This is a genomic window from Akkermansia muciniphila (assembly GCF_040616545.1).
Lineage (GTDB): Bacteria > Verrucomicrobiota > Verrucomicrobiia > Verrucomicrobiales > Akkermansiaceae > Akkermansia > Akkermansia muciniphila_E.
In genome coordinates, this window is the sequence record NZ_CP156688.1 from 1,449,347 (window position 1) to 1,466,575 (window position 17,229).

At 59.8% G+C, this 17,229-nt stretch carries 13 protein-coding genes; 8 read left to right on the forward strand and 5 right to left on the reverse strand.

Going from position 1 to position 17,229, the window contains the following annotated elements:
- Positions 1–33: 33 nt before the first annotated feature.
- From metK to ABGM91_RS05970, 5 genes are all read left to right on the forward strand, one after another.
- A complete protein-coding gene (metK, locus tag ABGM91_RS05950) occupies positions 34–1,218 on the forward strand; it encodes a methionine adenosyltransferase (RefSeq protein WP_354834618.1) in 1,185 nt (394 codons plus the stop codon).
- Between the two features lie 22 nt (positions 1,219–1,240).
- Positions 1,241–2,656 carry an adenosylhomocysteinase gene (gene ahcY, locus ABGM91_RS05955; protein ID WP_215427629.1) on the forward strand — a complete coding sequence of 472 codons (1,416 nt, stop codon included), beginning with the start codon at positions 1,241–1,243 and terminating at the stop codon, positions 2,654–2,656.
- Between the two features lie 500 nt (positions 2,657–3,156).
- The gene (locus tag ABGM91_RS05960) at positions 3,157–4,152 is read left to right on the forward strand and encodes a hypothetical protein (protein ID WP_354834621.1); all 996 of its coding nucleotides are present in this window, start codon (positions 3,157–3,159) and stop codon (positions 4,150–4,152) included.
- 21 nt (positions 4,153–4,173) lie between these two features.
- A complete protein-coding gene (locus ABGM91_RS05965) occupies positions 4,174–5,433 on the forward strand; it encodes an NAD(P)-binding protein (RefSeq protein ID WP_354834624.1) in 1,260 nt (419 codons plus the stop codon).
- A 379-nt stretch (positions 5,434–5,812) separates the two neighbouring features.
- Positions 5,813–6,643 (forward strand): hypothetical protein, encoded by an 831-nt coding sequence (locus ABGM91_RS05970; protein WP_354834627.1) that lies wholly within the window; start codon positions 5,813–5,815, stop codon positions 6,641–6,643.
- Positions 6,644–6,744: 101 nt separating this feature from the next.
- Here the strand turns inward: ABGM91_RS05970 and ABGM91_RS05975 are convergent, their stop codons facing one another.
- Entirely contained in the window at positions 6,745–8,403 is a 1,659-nt protein-coding gene (locus ABGM91_RS05975) for a sulfatase (protein ID WP_354834630.1), read from the reverse strand.
- Between the two features lie 88 nt (positions 8,404–8,491).
- Between ABGM91_RS05975 and ABGM91_RS05980 the strand changes: the two genes are divergently transcribed.
- Positions 8,492–10,390, forward strand: coding sequence for a RecQ family ATP-dependent DNA helicase (locus ABGM91_RS05980; protein ID WP_354834633.1), 1,899 nt, complete (start codon positions 8,492–8,494; stop codon positions 10,388–10,390).
- 3 nt (positions 10,391–10,393) lie between these two features.
- Here the strand turns inward: ABGM91_RS05980 and ABGM91_RS05985 are convergent, their stop codons facing one another.
- The 4 genes from ABGM91_RS05985 to nadB form a co-directional block, all read right to left on the reverse strand.
- Positions 10,394–11,581 carry a glycosyltransferase gene (locus ABGM91_RS05985; RefSeq protein WP_354834636.1) on the reverse strand — a complete coding sequence of 396 codons (1,188 nt, stop codon included), beginning with the start codon at positions 11,579–11,581 and terminating at the stop codon, positions 10,394–10,396.
- Positions 11,578–12,789: a glycosyltransferase family 4 protein gene (locus tag ABGM91_RS05990; RefSeq protein ID WP_354834639.1), complete on the reverse strand. Its 1,212-nt coding sequence runs from the start codon at positions 12,787–12,789 to the stop codon at positions 11,578–11,580. Before ABGM91_RS05990 ends, ABGM91_RS05985 begins: the two co-directional genes overlap by 4 nt.
- A gap of 18 nt (positions 12,790–12,807) precedes the next feature.
- Positions 12,808–13,758, reverse strand: a complete 951-nt coding sequence (locus ABGM91_RS05995) for a hypothetical protein (RefSeq protein WP_354834642.1) — start codon at positions 13,756–13,758, stop codon at positions 12,808–12,810.
- Between the two features lie 74 nt (positions 13,759–13,832).
- Positions 13,833–15,437, reverse strand: coding sequence for an L-aspartate oxidase (gene nadB / locus ABGM91_RS06000; protein ID WP_215427683.1), 1,605 nt, complete (start codon positions 15,435–15,437; stop codon positions 13,833–13,835).
- A 106-nt stretch (positions 15,438–15,543) separates the two neighbouring features.
- Here nadB and rlmB point away from each other — a divergent pair, with 106 nt between their 5' ends.
- Positions 15,544–16,131, forward strand: coding sequence for a 23S rRNA (guanosine(2251)-2'-O)-methyltransferase RlmB (gene rlmB / locus ABGM91_RS06005; RefSeq protein ID WP_354834645.1), 588 nt, complete (start codon positions 15,544–15,546; stop codon positions 16,129–16,131).
- A gap of 32 nt (positions 16,132–16,163) precedes the next feature.
- On the forward strand, positions 16,164–16,985 hold the full coding sequence (locus ABGM91_RS06010) for a metallophosphoesterase (RefSeq protein ID WP_354834648.1): 822 nt from the start codon (positions 16,164–16,166) through the stop codon (positions 16,983–16,985).
- Positions 16,986–17,229 lie beyond the last annotated feature (244 nt).

Consider the following 17,229-nt stretch of genomic DNA (forward strand, 5'->3'; position numbering starts at 1 on the left):
GAATAATATATCAACGCATCGAGATTTATCGATATGAGTAAAAACAACCCTCACATCTTCACGTCGGAATCCGTTGGAGAAGGCCATCCGGACAAGGTGGCCGACTACATTTCCGACTCTATTTTAGACGCCTGCCTGGCTCAAGACAAAACTAGCCGCGTCGCGTGCGAAACTTTGGTGAAGAGCAACATGGTCATCATTGCCGGAGAACTGACGACCAAGGCCGTGATCAATCCGGAAAAAATCGCCCGCCAGGCCATCCGGGAGATCGGGTACTGCAACCGGCAGGACGACGACGTTTTCCATGCGGATACCGTCTTTTTCACGAACCTGCTTACGGAACAGTCTCCGGATATCGCCCAGGGCGTGGACGCCCGGGAGGCGGAGGGCAAGGGCCACGCGGAACAGGGCGCCGGGGACCAGGGCATCATGTTCGGCTTCGCCACGAATGAAACTCCGGAGTTGCTGCCCGCTCCCATCGTGTTCGCGCACAAGCTGCTCATTGAACTGGCCAAGCGCCGCAAGCGCGGGCATGTGGACTGGCTGCGACCGGACTGCAAGTCCCAGGTGGCCGTGGCTTATGACGAGGCCGGACGCCCCGTGCATATTGAGAATGTGGTCATCTCCACCCAGCACACGGAGGAAGTGGACCATGATACGATTTACAATTACTGCGTCAAACTCATTAAAAACGTGCTTCCTGCGGAACTGCTGGATGACAGGACGGAGTACTTCATCAATCCCACGGGGAAGTTCGTGGTAGGCGGTCCCCATGGGGATTCCGGCCTGACGGGCCGCAAGATCATTGTGGACACGTACGGCGGCATGGGCCGCCACGGCGGCGGCGCCTTCTCCGGGAAGGACCCGTCCAAGGTGGACCGCTCCGCGGCGTACATGTGCCGCTGGGTTGCCAAGCATATCGTGGCCGCCGGGCTGGCGGACAAGTGTGAATTGCAGGTGGCCTACGCCATCGGCTACCCCACCCCCGTTTCCATCCGGGTGGATACCTTCGGTACCGGGAAGGTAGAGGAAAAAGCCATTGAAAACGCGCTGGAAGGCATTTTCTCCTTCAAGCCCGCGGACATGGTGGAACAACTTGACCTGCTGCGGCCCATTTACCGGAAGACGACGCATTACGGGCATTTCACCAATCCGGAGCTTCCCTGGGAACAACTGGACGAAAAGCGCCTGGCCTCCCTGAAACAACTTCTTCATTAATCCTACGACAACGTTTACAGACATGTTTTCAGAAACGGAACATTACAAGGTGCGCGATATCAGCCTGGCGGATTTCGGACGCAAGGAACTGGACATCGCGGAACATGAAATGCCCGGCCTGATGGCCGTGCGTGAAAAGTACGCCGCCGCAAAGCCCCTGGAGGGCGTGCGCATCATGGGCTCCCTGCACATGACGGTGCAGACGGCCGTGCTGATTGAGACGCTGACGGCCCTGGGCGCCACAGTCCGCTGGGCCAGCTGCAACATCTTTTCCACCCAGGACCATGCCGCCGCCGCCATTGCGGAATCCGGCACGCCCGTGTTCGCCTGGAAGGGGGAAACGCTCCGGGAATACTGGGACTGCACCTGGAAGGCCATGAACTTTCCGGACGGCCTGGGCCCGCAGCTGATTGTGGACGACGGCGGGGACGCCACCCTGCTCATTCACCGCGGGTATGAGATGGAGGAAGGCTCCGGCTGGGTGAATACCCCGTCAGAATCGGAAGAAGAGGAAGTCATCAAGGACCTCCTGAAAAAGATCGCCGCGGAAACGCCGGGCATTTTCCACCGCTGGCTGCCTGAGCTGAAGGGCGTTTCCGAGGAAACGACCACGGGCGTGCACCGCCTGTACCAGATGCAGGCTGCGGGGCGCCTGTTGATTCCGGCCATTAACGTGAATGATTCCGTGACCAAGTCCAAGTTTGACAACCTGTACGGGTGCCGTGAATCCCTGGTGGACGGCATCAAGCGCGCCACGGACGTCATGATCGCCGGGAAGGTGGCCGTCGTCTGCGGCTATGGAGACGTGGGCAAGGGCTGTGCCCAGTCCTTGCGCGGCATGGGCGCCCAGGTGGTGGTGACGGAAGTAGACCCCATCTGCGCCCTTCAGGCCGCCATGGAAGGCTACCGCGTGCTGACGGTGGAAGACACCCTGGGCTGGGCGGATATTTACGTGACCACCACAGGCAACTGCGGCATCATCCGGGTGGAGCACATGGAAAAGATGAAGGACCAGGCCATTGTGTGTAACATCGGCCACTTCGACAATGAAATAGAGGTACACAAGCTTCAGACCTATCCCGGCATCAAGCACCTCAACATCAAGCCGCAGGTGGACCGCTATACGTTTCCCTCCGGCAACAGCCTGTACCTGCTGGCGGAAGGGCGCCTGGTCAACCTGGGCTGCGCTACCGGGCATCCCAGCTTTGTGATGTCCAACAGCTTCGCCAACCAGGTGCTGGCCCAGCTGGAATTGTGGAACACCCGTGAAAACCGTCCCGCGGGCGTGGAAGTGCTGCCCAAGGTGCTGGATGAGGAAGTGGCTCGCCTGCACCTCGGCAAGATCGGCTGCAAGCTCACGGTTCTGCGTCCGGAACAGGCGGACTACATCGGCGTCCCGGTGGAAGGGCCGTACAAGCCCGACTTTTACAGGTATTAGGCTGGCGGATTTCTGCGTTTTCCGGCTGTTTCATCGGGAGGGCCCTCCCGGTGGAACAGCTTTTTTATTTGTCCGGAAAAGGGTTTGTTTCCGGGTTGCGGCAGCGGTATTTCATGGACGGATTTGCAATCCGTTCCATGGAGAAGGAAACCGTTTTCAAACGGGGCGCCATCAGATACCTTCCGTGGACTTCCAGGCGCAACATGATGGAAACAAGTATCTTCCGGATTTTAAAATATTCCCCTGAAACGCAGGTGAGGAGGGATTTCCGGCTATATCTTTCAAAAACAGCCTCCGCGCTGAAGGCCTCCGGCGTCCGGAAACACCGGGGAGAATTTGTCTTAAATGCTCTTTCCCAAATTTATGGCTTGCCGCCGGTTTGCAAATCCGTACTGTTATCCCTGAAGCCATTTCAATGGTGCATGTTTTTAGTTTGCAATCTTAGTTTTTTCAATTCTTTACGTTGGAGTGCGCGGATTGTTTCCCCTATCTGAAGTACGATGGATTCCCCTCCCCAGAAAACGGCTCTCGTTGTGTTGTTCAACCACCAGTATAACCGCAATATTCCGGTCATCAGGGAGATTTATTCAGGGCGTTTCTCCGCATTGCTTCAATTAATGCCCTATTATAAGGGGGATGATCCGGACGTATGTCCGGTATTCGGCAATTCCTTCCAATTTTACCATTATATTTTACAGGCGCGGGAGAGAATCAAGGCGTTGGACGGCGACCATGTCCTCATCATAGGAGACGACCTTCTGCTGAACCCGGAGTTTGACGAGTTTTCCACGGCGCCCCTGCTGGGAATCCGGGGGGACGACACGTGCTACCTTGACGGATTTGTGGACGTTTCCCTGCCCCTGTGCTACCGGGGCACGGTGGAAGCCCACCGTTTTTCCATGGCTCCCGCCGGTCTTGATGCGGAGAGCGTGAATAAAAATGTTCCATCCTATGAAGAAGCCCGGCGGATTCTGAAATCCAGAAACCTCATGCAGCATGACGAACTGTCCCGCGTGCGCATGTTCATGCCCAAGTGGAATCCCGGGGGCGGCATTCATGCCAATTGGAAAGTGCTGAAGGGCAGAATCTGGCATCTCCTGAACCATTGGAAGCACAAGATTAAAAAGTACCCGTATTCCTACCCCGTCGTCTTTGGCTATTCGGATATTCTCTGTATCCCGAAAGGGAAGTTTGACGACTTTTGCCGGATTCTTGAAGTGTTTTTCGCGTGGAACATGTTTGTGGAGCTGGCTATCCCCACGGCGCTGCAACTTCTTCCGGAAACGCGGCTGGCCACGCTGGAAAACACGCAGTACAAGTCCGGCAACGTCTGGTTCCCGCAGAATCCGGACCACTTTGAGTCCATGAGCGGCGTCATTGACGGGCTGGTTTCCTCTTCCGCCGGAGACATCGGCAAACTGCTTGACTCCTTTCCGGAGGACTACCTGTACCTCCATCCCGTGAAATTGTCCAAGTTCGGCGGCCGGAGCCTTTAATCCATTGATTTTCTTTATTCCATGATGAGATATGCTGTGATCGGAGCCGGAGTTTCCGGATTGTCCATGGCCGGAATGCTGTTGAAAAAAGGGCATGAGGCAGTGGTTTACGAGAAGGACAGCCGCCCCGGCGGCCTGATCAAGTGCGCGGAAGTGCAGGGCCATTTGTACCACCTGGTGGGCGGCCATGTGTTCAATTCCCGGCGGCAGGAGGTATTGGACTGGTTCTGGTCCCGGTTTGACAAGGAACGCGATTTTGTTTCCGCCCGCCGCCGTGCCGTCATCTCCCTGGAGGGCGGGAACGTGGTGGATTATCCCATTGAGAACCACCTGGACCAGTTCCCGGAGGAGGCCCGTTCCTCCATTGTCCATGAACTGCTGGAGATTTACAGGAATCCTCCTTCCGATCCCCGCTCCCTGGGAGAGTTTTTCCTGAACCGTTTTGGAAAAACCCTGAACGACCTTTATTTCACGCCTTACAACAACAAGGTATGGCGGCAGGACATCAACGGAATCGCCATGGATTGGCTGGAAGACAAGCTGCCCATGCCGACCGTGGCGGAAATTCTGCTGAACAATATCGGGCGCATCAATGAAAGCACCATGGTGCACAGCTCCTTCTTTTATGCAAAGCGCGGCGGTTCCCAGTTTCTGGCTGATACGCTGGCGCATGGCTTGAAGGTCGTCTATGGGGCGCAGGCCGCGGGCATCCGCCCGGAGAACGGGAAATGGCGCGTGCAGGGAGAGTTGTTTGACAGGGTGGTTTTTACAGGAAATGCCAGGCAGCTTGCGGACTGCTTCCCCGGCATGGATGAACTGCAACCGTTCCTTCCCCGGATTTCGGCATTGCGTTCCCACGGGACTACCTCCGTGCTGTGCCGGATTGACCCCAATGACTATAGCTGGATTTACATGCCCTCCCCGGCCCACCGTTCCCACCGCATCATCTGCACGGGGAATTTTTCCAGGAACAATAATAACGGGGACGTCACCACTGCCACCATTGAGTTTTCCGAGAAAATGACGGAAGAGGAAATCCGGACGCAACTGGAGCTCATCCCCTTCTCTCCCGCCTATCTGGCCCATCATTGGGAGGAATACACCTATCCCGTGCAGGATTCATCCAGCAGGGCCCTTATCCGGGAGCTGAAAGACCGCCTGGAACCCAGGGGCATTTACCTGCTGGGGCGTTTTGCGGAGTGGGAATATTACAACATGGATGCGGCCATCGGCGCCGCCATGGACCTTGACAAGAGGATGCACGCGGAGCTTCAGCCGTAAGGGCCGCGGCTCCTGCGGGCTTGGGAATATAAGGAGGCGTTTACCGGCAAGTTTCCGGCGAAGGCTGTGGATTGGTAATCCGCTTGTTTTAAAAACTATAAAAGAGAACCTGTAAGGATATAACCCTGAAAAAGTTACCTGTCCAGGCCATCCTCCGTAAAAGGTAAAAAATCCTTTTCCGTTCCATGCCAAATATGCGGAATCCATTCTCCGTTAAAATTTTCCATTGACAGCGGATTACCAACTCGCTAGAAACAGGTGTGGAGAAGTATGGCCCATGTTCTACCAGGGCCATGCGTTTACCCAGGAATCAACACGTATGGCTATTCGTTATTGTTCTTTTGCAACACGCGGCTACCGCTGGCGGCAGTGGATGCGGATGAAAAGTTTAAAGTTGGCGGAGCCTTCCGTGGAATTGTCCTTCTGGACTCTGGGGCGCTTGCTGTCCGCAGGCATCAGGCGCGAGGTCCCCTGGTTTGACCCTCATTTGCAGGGGGCAGGTTACTGGTGCTGGAAGCCCTTCATTATGCTCAGGGAACTGGACAGCATGCAGGAAGGGGACTATTTGCTTTACACGGATGCGGGGCGTCCGCCGGGAACCCTTTTCCGCCATTCGGTACAGCCCCTTGTCCAATGGCTGGAGGAGAAGGGGCAGGACATCCTGCCGGGAGTGAATATCTCCTATTACACGGGAGATTTGGCAAGGTGGTGCAAGCAGAGCGTTTTTGACGCATTGAATCTGGATATCAGGGATTTCGAGCATAGCCCCCTGATTCAGCCGACCCCGTGCTTTCTGAAAAAATCGGAAGAAAGCATCCGGATTCTTCGTGAATGGATGGAATTATGTCGGCAGTTCAATCTGGTGTCTTCCCCAACTCCGGAGGAAAAGAGCCGCTGCCGTGACAATTTTGCGGCCCATACGCATGACCAGACGCTGTGGTCTCTTGTTGCGGCCATGAACCGTCTGGATTGCCTGTATTCCGGCAAGGGAGTCATCCACCTTGATGGGAGGCACCCTTTTTTGCGGCATCCCGGATTTGACGATAAGGATCCGGACTTTTTTTTGGGAGAGCTGGGAGCGGAGAGGGTGGAAAGGCCCTTGCTCACTTTTCTTTCCTGCGCCCACCAGGGATTTGCCTTTTGCGAGAAGGCTGTGAATAAGCTGTCCAAGATCGCCGGGCTGGGGCCCCGCAAAGGTTTTTACGGGTAAGGCTGGGGAGGAGGAATAGCCGTTTCCCGGGCGCACCCCCAGGGAATAAAAAAGCGCCGGAATCTTCCGGCGCCTGAGAAAAGTTCTGTTGCGGCAGCTCCCTACCAGGAAGCGTCAAATTTGGGAATGGGCGTCCCCTTTCCGCCGGGGCTGTTTTCCGGGACCTTGTAGGCCTTGCGGAGCTCGTGATAGCGTTTCTTGAGTTTTTCCACGGTGGACTTGTAGGCGGGATCGTCAATGACGTTCTTCATCTGCATGGGGTCCTTCTTCATGTCAAAAAGCATCCATTCGTCACTGGTCCAGATGTAGGAAAGCGTGTAGCGGTCCGTCCGGATGCCGTCGTGGCGCGGGGCATTGTGTTCGCCGGGATTCTCGTAGAAGCAATAGTAGATGGCGTCTCTCCAATTGTCCGGCGTTTTGCCTGTGGAGGCCGTGGGCAGGAGGGAAACGCCCTGGAAGGTGTTCATGTTTTCCGGGGTGTCCGCTCCAGCTGCGGAAACGATGGTGGGGGCATAGTCGATGTTCTGCACCATGGCGTTGTTGCGGGTGCCCGCGGGAATTTTGCCGGGCCATCTCATGATGAGGGGCATGCGGAGGGATTCTTCAAAAATCCAGCGCTTGTCGTACATGCCGTGTTCGCCCATGTAGAAGCCCTGGTCGCCGCAGTAGATGACCAGCGTGTCTTTGGAAAGGCCTTCCTTGTCCAGATAATTCATGAGGCGGCCGATGCTGTCGTCCACGGAAAGCAAGCAGCCCAGGTAGTCTTCCATGTAGGCGTGCCATTTCCATTCCGCAAAAGCTTTCGGATCCTTCAGTTTTCCGGATTTCATGCCGTCCACCAGGGACTTGGTGCGCTTGGCGTAGTAATCCGTCCAGGTTTTCTTTTCTTCCGGAGTCATGCGGTTGATTTCCCCCAGGTCCCAGCCGTAGCCGGGAGAGACGATGCTCTTGCGCATCTCTTCCGGCACCTGGTCCTTGAGTACCTTGAGGTCGGAATAAATAGCCATGTGCCTGGCGACGGTCTGCTGGTTTTTCTTCAGGAATTCCGGGCGGTTGGCGTAGTCGTCATGGAAATTGGCGGGCGGCGCCAGTTTGGAGGTGTTCACCTTGCCCAGGTGGCGCAGGGCGGGGCACCAGGCGCGGTGGGGGGCCTTGTGGCCCACGACGAGCAGGAAGGGCTTGTCCTTGTCCCGGTTTTCCAGCCACTGGATGGATTTGTCCGTGACCACGTCCGTGGCGTAGCCGGGGAAGCGCTTCGTTTGGCGTTTTCCGTTCGGCTTGAGGCTGATGAAGTCCGGATTGTAGTAGCTGCCCTGGCCGGGGAAGATTTCCCACGTGTCAAAGCCGGTGGGGTCCGATTCCAGGTGCCACTTGCCGAAAAGCCCCGTCTGGTACCCGGCTTTTTGCAGCATTTTGGGGTAGGTGGGCTGGGAACCGTCCAGTGGCCTCTGGCCGTTAAAGACAAAGCCGTTCATGTGGGAATGCCTGCCGGTCAGGATGCACGCGCGGGAGGGGCCGCACAGGGAGTTGGCGCAGTAGCTGCGGTCAAAGACCATGCCTTGGCGGGCCAGCTTGTTGAAATTGGGCAGGGCCACGGGGGAATCATTCTTGCTGGTGCCCAGCGTCTGGTAGGCGTGGTCGTCCGTAATGATGAAAAGGATATTCGGCTTTTTATTCTCCGCAGCCTTGGTCTGGGCCGTGAGAGGAGCTGCCGCCAGCAGGGCCAGAGTTCCGGCGATGATGGTTTTCAAGGGTCTCATATTGCATGGAGGATATAGGATGAAGCCACCGTGTCAATGTCATAGGATTCCTTTTGCCGGGATTCTGCGTTATGGTATCCTTCCTGCCATGCATCCCTCCCCGTTGGAAGACACGCTGCGTTTGTTCGGCAAGGAGCGGTTCCGCCCCATGCAGCGGGAACTGATGGAGTGCGCGCTGGCAGGCAATTCCTGCATCGGCATTTTGCCCACGGGGTCCGGCAAGAGCCTTTGTTACCAGATTCCGGCAGTGCTGGGAGACGGAGTGACGGTGGTGGTTTCCCCGCTGATCGCCCTGATGCGCGACCAGGTGGCCGGGCTGGAAAAACTGGGCGTGGCCGCGGCACGGTATGATTCCTCCCTGGAGGAGGAAGAAAAGGCCGCCCTGCTGGACAGGCTGAAGTCCGGAGCCGTCCGCCTGCTTTTCGCCGCGCCGGAGTCTCTGGAATCCCCGTGGATGCGGCAGGCCATGGAACTTGTCCCTCCCGGCCTGTTCGTGGTGGATGAGGCGCATTGCCTCTCGGAGTGGGGGCACAGTTTCCGCCCGGATTATCTGGGACTCCCCGGTTTTTTCAAAAAGCATGGGTTCCGCAGCGTCATGGCTCTGACGGCCACGGCTACGGAACGGGTGTGCCGTGACCTGGCCTCCCTTTTCAACGTGAAGGAGGAATGCATTTTCCGCGCCCCGCCGTACCGCGCGAATATCGTCCGCCAGGTGGAAACGCTGAAGGAGGAGGATAAAACCGCTCGGCTGGTTGAGTTTTTGAAGGAGGGCGGCCACCGTCCCGCCGTGGTGTACACGCGCACGCGCAAGGATGCGGAAAGGCTCTCCTATGAATTGGGGCAGGGCGGTTTTTCCGTCAAATCCTACCATGCGGGCATGCCTCCGGAAACGCGGGGGCTGGTGCAGGATGAATTCCTGACGGGGGCGGCGGACGTGCTGGTGGCGACGATTGCCTTCGGCATGGGAATAGACAAGCCGGACGTGCGCTCCGTGGTGCATTACCACCCGCCTGCCAGTCTGGAGGCGTATGTGCAGGAATCCGGCCGTGCGGGCCGCGACGGGCTGCCCTCCTTCAGCCTGGTGATGCTGTCCGCCCGCGACGGCGTGGCCGTGGTCAACCGCCTGCATGCGGCGGAACCGGACCGCCACGGCGTGAAGGGGCTGGTGTCCCTGCTGTCCCGGAGGGGGGAGCACGTTGTTTCCCTGTATGAAGCTTCCGCCGTTCATGATTTGCCGGATGTGGCGGTGGACCGGATGCTGTTTGACCTGAAGCGTTCCGGCTCCATGCGGGAGCAGGGCAGGGGATACAAATATTACAAGGTGCGCCCTCTGTTCCGGATGGAGGAAATCCTGTGCGGCCGTGATGGCGAAGAAAGCGCCCGCCTGCAATGGATGGACGGCCGCCGGGAGGGGGAAGTGGAGGTCCTGGCCGCGGAGTGGGGGATTTCATGGGAAGAGGCCGCCGCCTGGCTTGACGAGCTGGCCCTTTCCGGGGAATGGAAGGTGGAGCTGCGCCAGATAGCGCTTCATCTGCATTCCGAAGGTTTTGATGCGGCGGAAACCGCGGAGGAATTCGCGCGGTATTTTTCCCGGTCGCGGCTGAACGGGCTGGAACGCTGGAAAACGTGCGTTTCCACGCTGACGGCCGTCGCCTGTCTTAACAGGAGCCTGGACGCCTACTTCGGCTTCCGGGAACCGTCCGGCCCCTGCGGGCACTGTCCGTCATGCTGCGGTGCGGTTCCCGCGGAGATGGAAGAGGAGGAGCCCGGCCCGGTTCCGGAAGAACTGCGTTCCGCCGTCATGGAACTGGCGGCGCAGAGAAAGCCCGCGCTGTCCCGCCCTTCCCAGTTAACGCGTTTTCTGCTGGGGCTGGCTTCTCCGGCGGCCATGCGCGCGCGGTTGTGGGGCCATCCTCTTTACGGGGCGCTGGGGGACAGGAGCTGGGAAGACGTCTGGATTGAGGCGCGCGCCCTGTCGGGAAATTAGCGGTCAGTTTCCGCCTTTGGCGGCTTCATAGGCGGCAATGATGCGCTTGCAGGAGTTTTCCGCGTGCAGCAGGGAGCACCAGTGGCGGGAGATTTCCTCCGGGCTGCGTTTCCCATCGTCCCAGGCGCGGATTTCTTCCAGAAGCGCTCCGGCGATGCTTTCCGGAGAATCCTTCGGGCTGAGCGTGCCGGAATCATGGGAAACGTACCATTGCAGGCAGTTCAGCAGGGGAGTGAGGCGAGGCCCCACGACGGAGGCTCCGGCGCAGAGCGCCTCCGCGGAGGCGACGTGCGTCCCCTCGGACCGGGAGGTGCAGAGGCTGATCCTGGCTTGGGAATATTTCTTTTGGAGCTCCGCATTCGGCAGGTATCCGGCCAGGCGGATGCGGGAGCGGAGGCCTTCCGGAAGGTTGCTGTGCCATTCCCGCAGAAAAGGGGGAATGTTCCCGTAGATTTCCGCTTCCCAGTGCGGGGCCCGGGGCATGGCCTGTTCCAGCGTGGCCATCAGAAGGTAGGGGCGTTTGTAGAGAAGGTCGTCCCAGCGTCCCACGGCCATGATGATGTTGCGTTTTTCCCCGGCATAGCGGCAGGTGGAGGAAATGGGGTTGGGGAGGAGGGCCAGTTTCCGGACAATGGATTTTCCGTAAAGCCATTCCCTGTCCCGGATGGATTGGAGGGCCGCCGGCATGGGGAAGGCCGCCATGTCCCCCTGGTCCAGGTGTTTTCTCCGCCCCCGGTTGAGCAGGTTCCAGGTGTGCTGCTTCAGCAGGCGTAGCAGGAAGAAGGCGGAACCCTTGATTTTTCCGCGGGCGAAGACGTCCCTGATCCACATGTTTTCCGCAATGGGGAACCAGTATTGCCACGGGAAAAACAGCCCGGAGGAATCCATGTACACCACCAGGAAAATGCCCGCGTCATGGATGGCCCGGGCGATGGGAAGGTATTTGCCCGTGCCCCACGCGTACAGGACCAGCCCGTCAATGCCCAGGGATTTCCACCAGGCAGGGTCTTCCAGGTTGGCGTATTCCGTGCGGATGAGGTCGGGATCGTCCCCGTCCTGAGCAGGCGTGGGCATGATGGCCCTGCTCTCCACGCCTATTCGCTGAAAGGCCTTGCAGAAAGCGCCTGAATCACGGGAAAAGAAAGTGTGGTCCCCTTTGAAGGGAACGGGCGTGCAGGTGTACCATTTCATGATGCCGTGGTGGTGGAAGGTTGACGGAGAATGCGGAGTTCTTCAAAAAGGCTACCCATGGACTGGAGCCATGCGGCGGGGGAGTAGGTAGAGGCCAGGAGCTGGCGCCCGTGCATCCCCATGGCAGGCCAGCGTTCTTCTTCCTCCAGCGCGGCGCGCAGCGTCTCCGCCAGCGCGTCCGCGGAAGGTCCCCGCGCAATCCATCCGTTCCGCCCGTGGGTGATGAGTTCCGGCAGGCCGCCGCACGGGGTCACGATGACGGGCGTGCCGTGGAGCCAGCCTTCCAGAACCACCATACCAAAGGTTTCCTCCCACAGGGAGGGGGCTACGGTCAGGCCGCAGGCGGCGCGTATGGCCCCCTGCTCCTCATGGGGAATGAATCCGGTCAGGCGGACGGATTCAAGCCGGCGGGAAGAGACGTAGCGCTCCAGCTCCCCGCGCATGGGGCCGTCCCCCATCAGGTAGAGGGTGCGACCGGGCGGGGAAAGGTTCTCCCACGCCTGAACCAGTTGGAGGACTCCTTTTTCCTGTGTCAAGCGTCCGGCATAAAGAACGTCCCGGCGGGGGGGGGGCGGTCCGGCGGGGGCGGACGTTTGCCGGATAAAATGGGGAATGACCCGGATTTTATCCTCCGGTATTCCGGACTGGATGAGAAGCTCCCGCTGCCGCCGGCTGACGGCGATGTAGGAGGAAAGGCGGTTCCAGGTTCCCATGCGGCGCGTCTTGTACAGGGCGGCAGCAGCCAGGGCGGAATAGGCGGCGCTACCGCGCCAGCAGGCGTGCAGGACGCCGGGAAGATAATTGCCGTTTTTACAGGAGAAACAGGGCGCGCCGTCCCGGTAGAACACCCCGTTAAGGCACCCGGCGCGGTAGTTGTGCAGGTAGTGGATGACGGGAACGGCCTGCTGCAGGGCCAGCTCGTAAACGCAGGGGGACATGGCCGGAAACGTGTTATGAATGATCCACGCGTCAAAGCGGTTTTCACGCAGGCATTCGCGGAGCCTCTCTTCCACGTCCCGGTTGTGGAGCATGTAGCGCATTTTCGTCAGCGCGCCGTGGGGGCTGCGGAACAATTCTCCGGTGGAATAGACAAAGGGGGTGACGTCCGCCACGGTATCCAGCGCCTCCGTGATGGCATGGAAGCAGACTTCTTCCCCGCCCAGTTCCCCGTAGCGGCTGAAAATATGTAGAATGCGTGGACGTTGCATGGCCGCGGCGGCACGGGGCTATCCCTGGAGTTCCCTCCTGAGCTTCTGGGGGTCCTTCAACAGCTCCCTCTGGATGGCCTCCTGCTGCAGGCGCAGGCGGTCTTCCTGGGATTTGAGAGCCTTTCTCCGGGAGGCCGTATCGGGATTGACAAAAGGGTTGTTATCCCCCCACCTGGACCATGGCCCGCGGGGAATGCGGTAAAATTCCACAAAGCGCCAGTGGACGGTGGCCGTCCCGCCGGTGATGCCCAGGTAGTCCCGCACGGCGGGGGAGATGTCTATGCCCGCGCCCTTGTTCTGGGTATTGACCGGGGGTTTGTCTCCAAAGACGTAGGGCCAGTCTTCCGTGGTAAAGGGGCCGCAATCCTCCCATTGGGCAAAGCAGCTGCGCTTGTTGTACACGATCTGCACCCATCTGCCCTTGCAGACGGACTGCCCTTTTTCCGTGTATTCCCGGCGGAACCAGGGAATCACCCGTGAGGCCTCCACCTTGTGCTCCCCCTTGGAGACGTCATTGTACGGCAGGGCCACGTAAAAGGGGTTCTGCTGGGGGATAAACGTCTTTGGGCGGAAATCCGTGGTGCGGCACACGGGGTTGGGATCGTCAAAGCCGCCGAAGTTTTCCCGCCACGCGGAATCCCAGGAACTCTTGTGGTTGGCTACAGGATTGCGCGCGGTGGAATCTTCCCCCACCCAGAACACCGTGGCGGTGATGTTGAGCCGCCAGGGATAGGTGCCGGGGCTTTGCGGGGCCGTCCGGGGAAGGATGCGGGGCTGGGGAGCGGGGCGTTTGCCGCCGGGCGCCGTAGTGGGGGATTTGACGATGACCCTGGGGAGCGGATCCCGCTGCGTGGGGGTGATGATGACCGGGCCTTTGGGTCGGGCGGGGCTGTCCGCCAGGGCGCGGGTGGCGCTCCGGCCTGTCTGGATGTCCGCCCGGACAGTCCCCGCGGAGGCCAGCGCCAGCAAGGCAAGCAGGCATGCGGAAAGGAAGGAGTTCCCAGGGGAACCCTTCCGGAATGCCTGTTGACGTTGCCAGTGCTTTACCATCGGTGCAGTTGAGTGACGAAGCGGTGATCCAGCTTGCCGGGATAATCCGTGTTGAAGTGGAGGCCGCGGCTTTCATTGCGGCGCATGGCGCAGTCCACGATCAGGGAGGCCACCGCCACCAGGTTGCGGAGTTCCAGGATATCCGGCGTAATGCGGTACCCCCAGTAGAAGTCCTTCACCTCGCGGTGCAGCATCCGCAGGCGCGTGGCCGCGCGGTCCAGCCTTTTATTGGTCCGGACAATGGAAACATAATCCCACATCAGGCGGCGGATTTCATCCCAATTGTGATAGATGACGGAAAGTTCATCCGGCAGGGCGGTGTCTCCGTGGTGCCACGCGGGGATGTCGTAGGAAGTGGGGGCATCCTTCCGCAGGGGCTGGAGGGCCAGCATGGAGTTCAGCGCGCGCTTGGCCACCACCACGCATTCCAGCAGGGAATTGGAGGCCAGGCGGTTGGCTCCGTGAAGCCCGGTGCAGCCGGTTTCCCCGGCGGCGTAAAGGCCGTCCAGGCTCGTCTGGCCGTTGACGTCCGTCAGCACGCCGCCGCACTGGAAATGCGCCGCGGGGACCACGGGAATGGGTTCCCTGGCTGGGTCAATGCCGTAGCGGTTGCAGGTCTCGTAAATCAGGGGGAAGCGTTCCTGGACGAAGCCCTCCGGCTTGTGGGAGATGTCCAGGTAAACGCACATGCTGCCCGTGCGCTTCATCTCGGAATCCACGGCGCGGGCCGTGATGTCGCGCGGAGCCAGGGACTTGCGGGGGTCGTACTTGTGCATGAATTCCTTCCCGTCCGCGCCGATCAGCACGCCGCCTTCGCCGCGCACGGCTTCGGAAATGAGGAAGGAACGCGCTTCCGCGCCCTCCGCGCGGGTGTTGAAAAAGCAGGTGGGGTGGAACTGCACGAATTCCATGTTGGCGATGGTGGCGCCCGCGCGCCAGGCCATGGCTACGCCGTCCCCCGTGGCGGAATCATTATTGGTGGTGTACAGGTACACCCGTCCGCAGCCGCCCGTGGCGAGCAGGACGCGGTCCGACCGGAAAATTTCTACTTCCCCGGAGCTGCGGTCCAGCACGTAGGCCCCCAGCACGCGGTCTTCCGTGACCAGGCCCAGCTTGGTTGTCGTAATCAGGTCGATGGCGAAGTGGTCTTCCAGCAGTTCAATGTTGGGGTGCAGCTTGGCCGCCTCCAGCAGCTTGGAGGTGATCTCCAGACCGGTGGCGTCCTTGGCGTGCAGGATGCGCCGCTTGGTATGGCCGCCCTCCCGGGCCAGTTCGTAATCCTCCCCCTGGTTGCCGGGGTCAAAATTCACGCCCCATTCCAGCAGTTCCCGGATGGCGCCTGGGCCTTCCTCCACGATGGTGCGCACGGCCTGCTCGTTGCAGAGGCCCGCTCCGGCGTCCAGCGTGTCTGCCACATGGTCTTCAAAGGAATCATTGCGGTCCCATACGGCGGCTATGCCGCCCTGCGCCTTGGCGGAACTGCAATCCAGAAATTTACCTTTTGTAATGACTGCAACCTTGCCGTGTTCCGCCGCTCTCAGGGCGAAACTCAACCCGGCAACCCCGGCCCCAATGACTAAAAAGTCGCTCGTCTTCATCATGAATGGTACGGAACTGTACCATGCCGGGGGGCCGCAAGTCACGCCCAATGATGGTGCGCCGGGGCATATTTGTCTGGAAAAGAGGCGTGAAACACGCTAATTCATGGGCATGAGACCCCAAGGGAACGAACAGGAGGCGCGGCGGAACAAGCACGTGCGCAGCGCCCCGGCAAAAATTGCCGTCAAGGCGCTGGGAGAAGACGCTCTGGACGGGATTCTGGACAACGCCACCAACCCCCTGCTGCTGATTCTTGACTGCGTGCAGGATCCCCACAACCTGGGGGCCATTCTGCGCACGGCGGACGGTGCGGGCGTGGATGCCGTGATCGCCCCCCGGGACAAGTCCGTGGGCATTACGGAAACCGTGCTGCGCGTCTCCGTGGGAGCGGCGGAAAAAGTGCCCTTCATCCAGGTGACCAACCTGGCGCGCACCATGAAACAGCTTCAGAGCCGCGGCATCTGGATTTTCGGCACCTCGGACAAGGGGGACCGCGACCTGTATGAAACGGATTTCACGGGGCCGGCCGCGCTGGTGATGGGCGCGGAAGGGGAAGGCATGAGGCGGCTGACGGAAGAGAACTGTGACTTCCTGCTGCGGATTCCCATGAGGGGAAGCGTTCCGTGCCTGAACGTGTCCGTGGCTACGGGCGTGTGCCTGTATGAAATGGTGCGGCAGCGGCTGCGCGCCTGATGTCCTATTGTTTTTCTACCTCCGCCGCCCTTATGATTCAGGAACTTGCTCTTGCTCCGGGGGAACGCGCCCGGTTCATCTCGGACATCCACTTCGGCCATGCCAAGGCCCTGGTCCGGGAACCGGAGGAACTGGCTTTCCTGCTGGAAGGGTGCACCCATCTGGTGGTGTGCGGGGACCTCAGTGAAACCCGTGAAAGCCCGTACCGGAAGGAAGGGCTGGAAAAACGCGCCCGCTTCCTGCAAATGTGCCGTGCTGCCGGAGTCCGTCCCATTCTGCTGGCGGGCAACCATGATCCGGATGAAGAGGCCGGGCTGCTGAAATTGCAGGGGGGGCGCATCTGCGCCCTGCACGGCCATGCCCTGTTCAAGGAGGTGGCTCCGTGGGGCTGGGAGTATTTGAAGAACAAGCAGGCCGCCCGTGACCTGATCGCCGCGTTTCCGGAGGCGGACACGGATTTGCTGCAGCGGCTGGAACTGGCGCGCGCCATGAGCGTGCTGGTGCCCCCCATTGATACGCGTTCCGGGGCGAGCGGAAATAAGCTGGTACGTTTCCTGGCCCATTCCGCGTGGCCGCCGGAGCGGCCTGTGCAGATTCTTCTGGCGTGGCTGACGATGATGCGGCGCATGCGGCAATTTACGGACCGCTTTTTCCCGGAGGCGGAGGTCGTCATCTTCGGCCATCTGCACCGCCGGGCGGTTGCCGGAAAACAGGGGAGGCGGCTATACGTCAACCTGGGAGCCTGCTTCCGCCATGCGGAATGTTATGCGGCGGACGTGACGGCGGAAGGCGCCGTATCCATCCGCAGTTATACCCCGGAGGGTTATAACGGCCCGGAGGAAGATCTCCGCTGACAAGGTTCCGAGGAACGGAAAGAAAGGGGAGGGGGAACGCGTCCGTGTTTAGGCGATAATGTGTTAGAGCACCGGATGACTAGTCCATACAGTTTGTGGACGCGTTCCCCAGGGAGTTTGGCCGTGCCTGTTTTCCCTTATTGCCGGAGGGACAGTTTTTCCCGGAGCATTTCAGGGCGCAGCCCCGGCAGCGGCAGGGGCGCGAGGAGGAAAAAAACCGGGAGAAGAAGGACTCCGTTCTGGC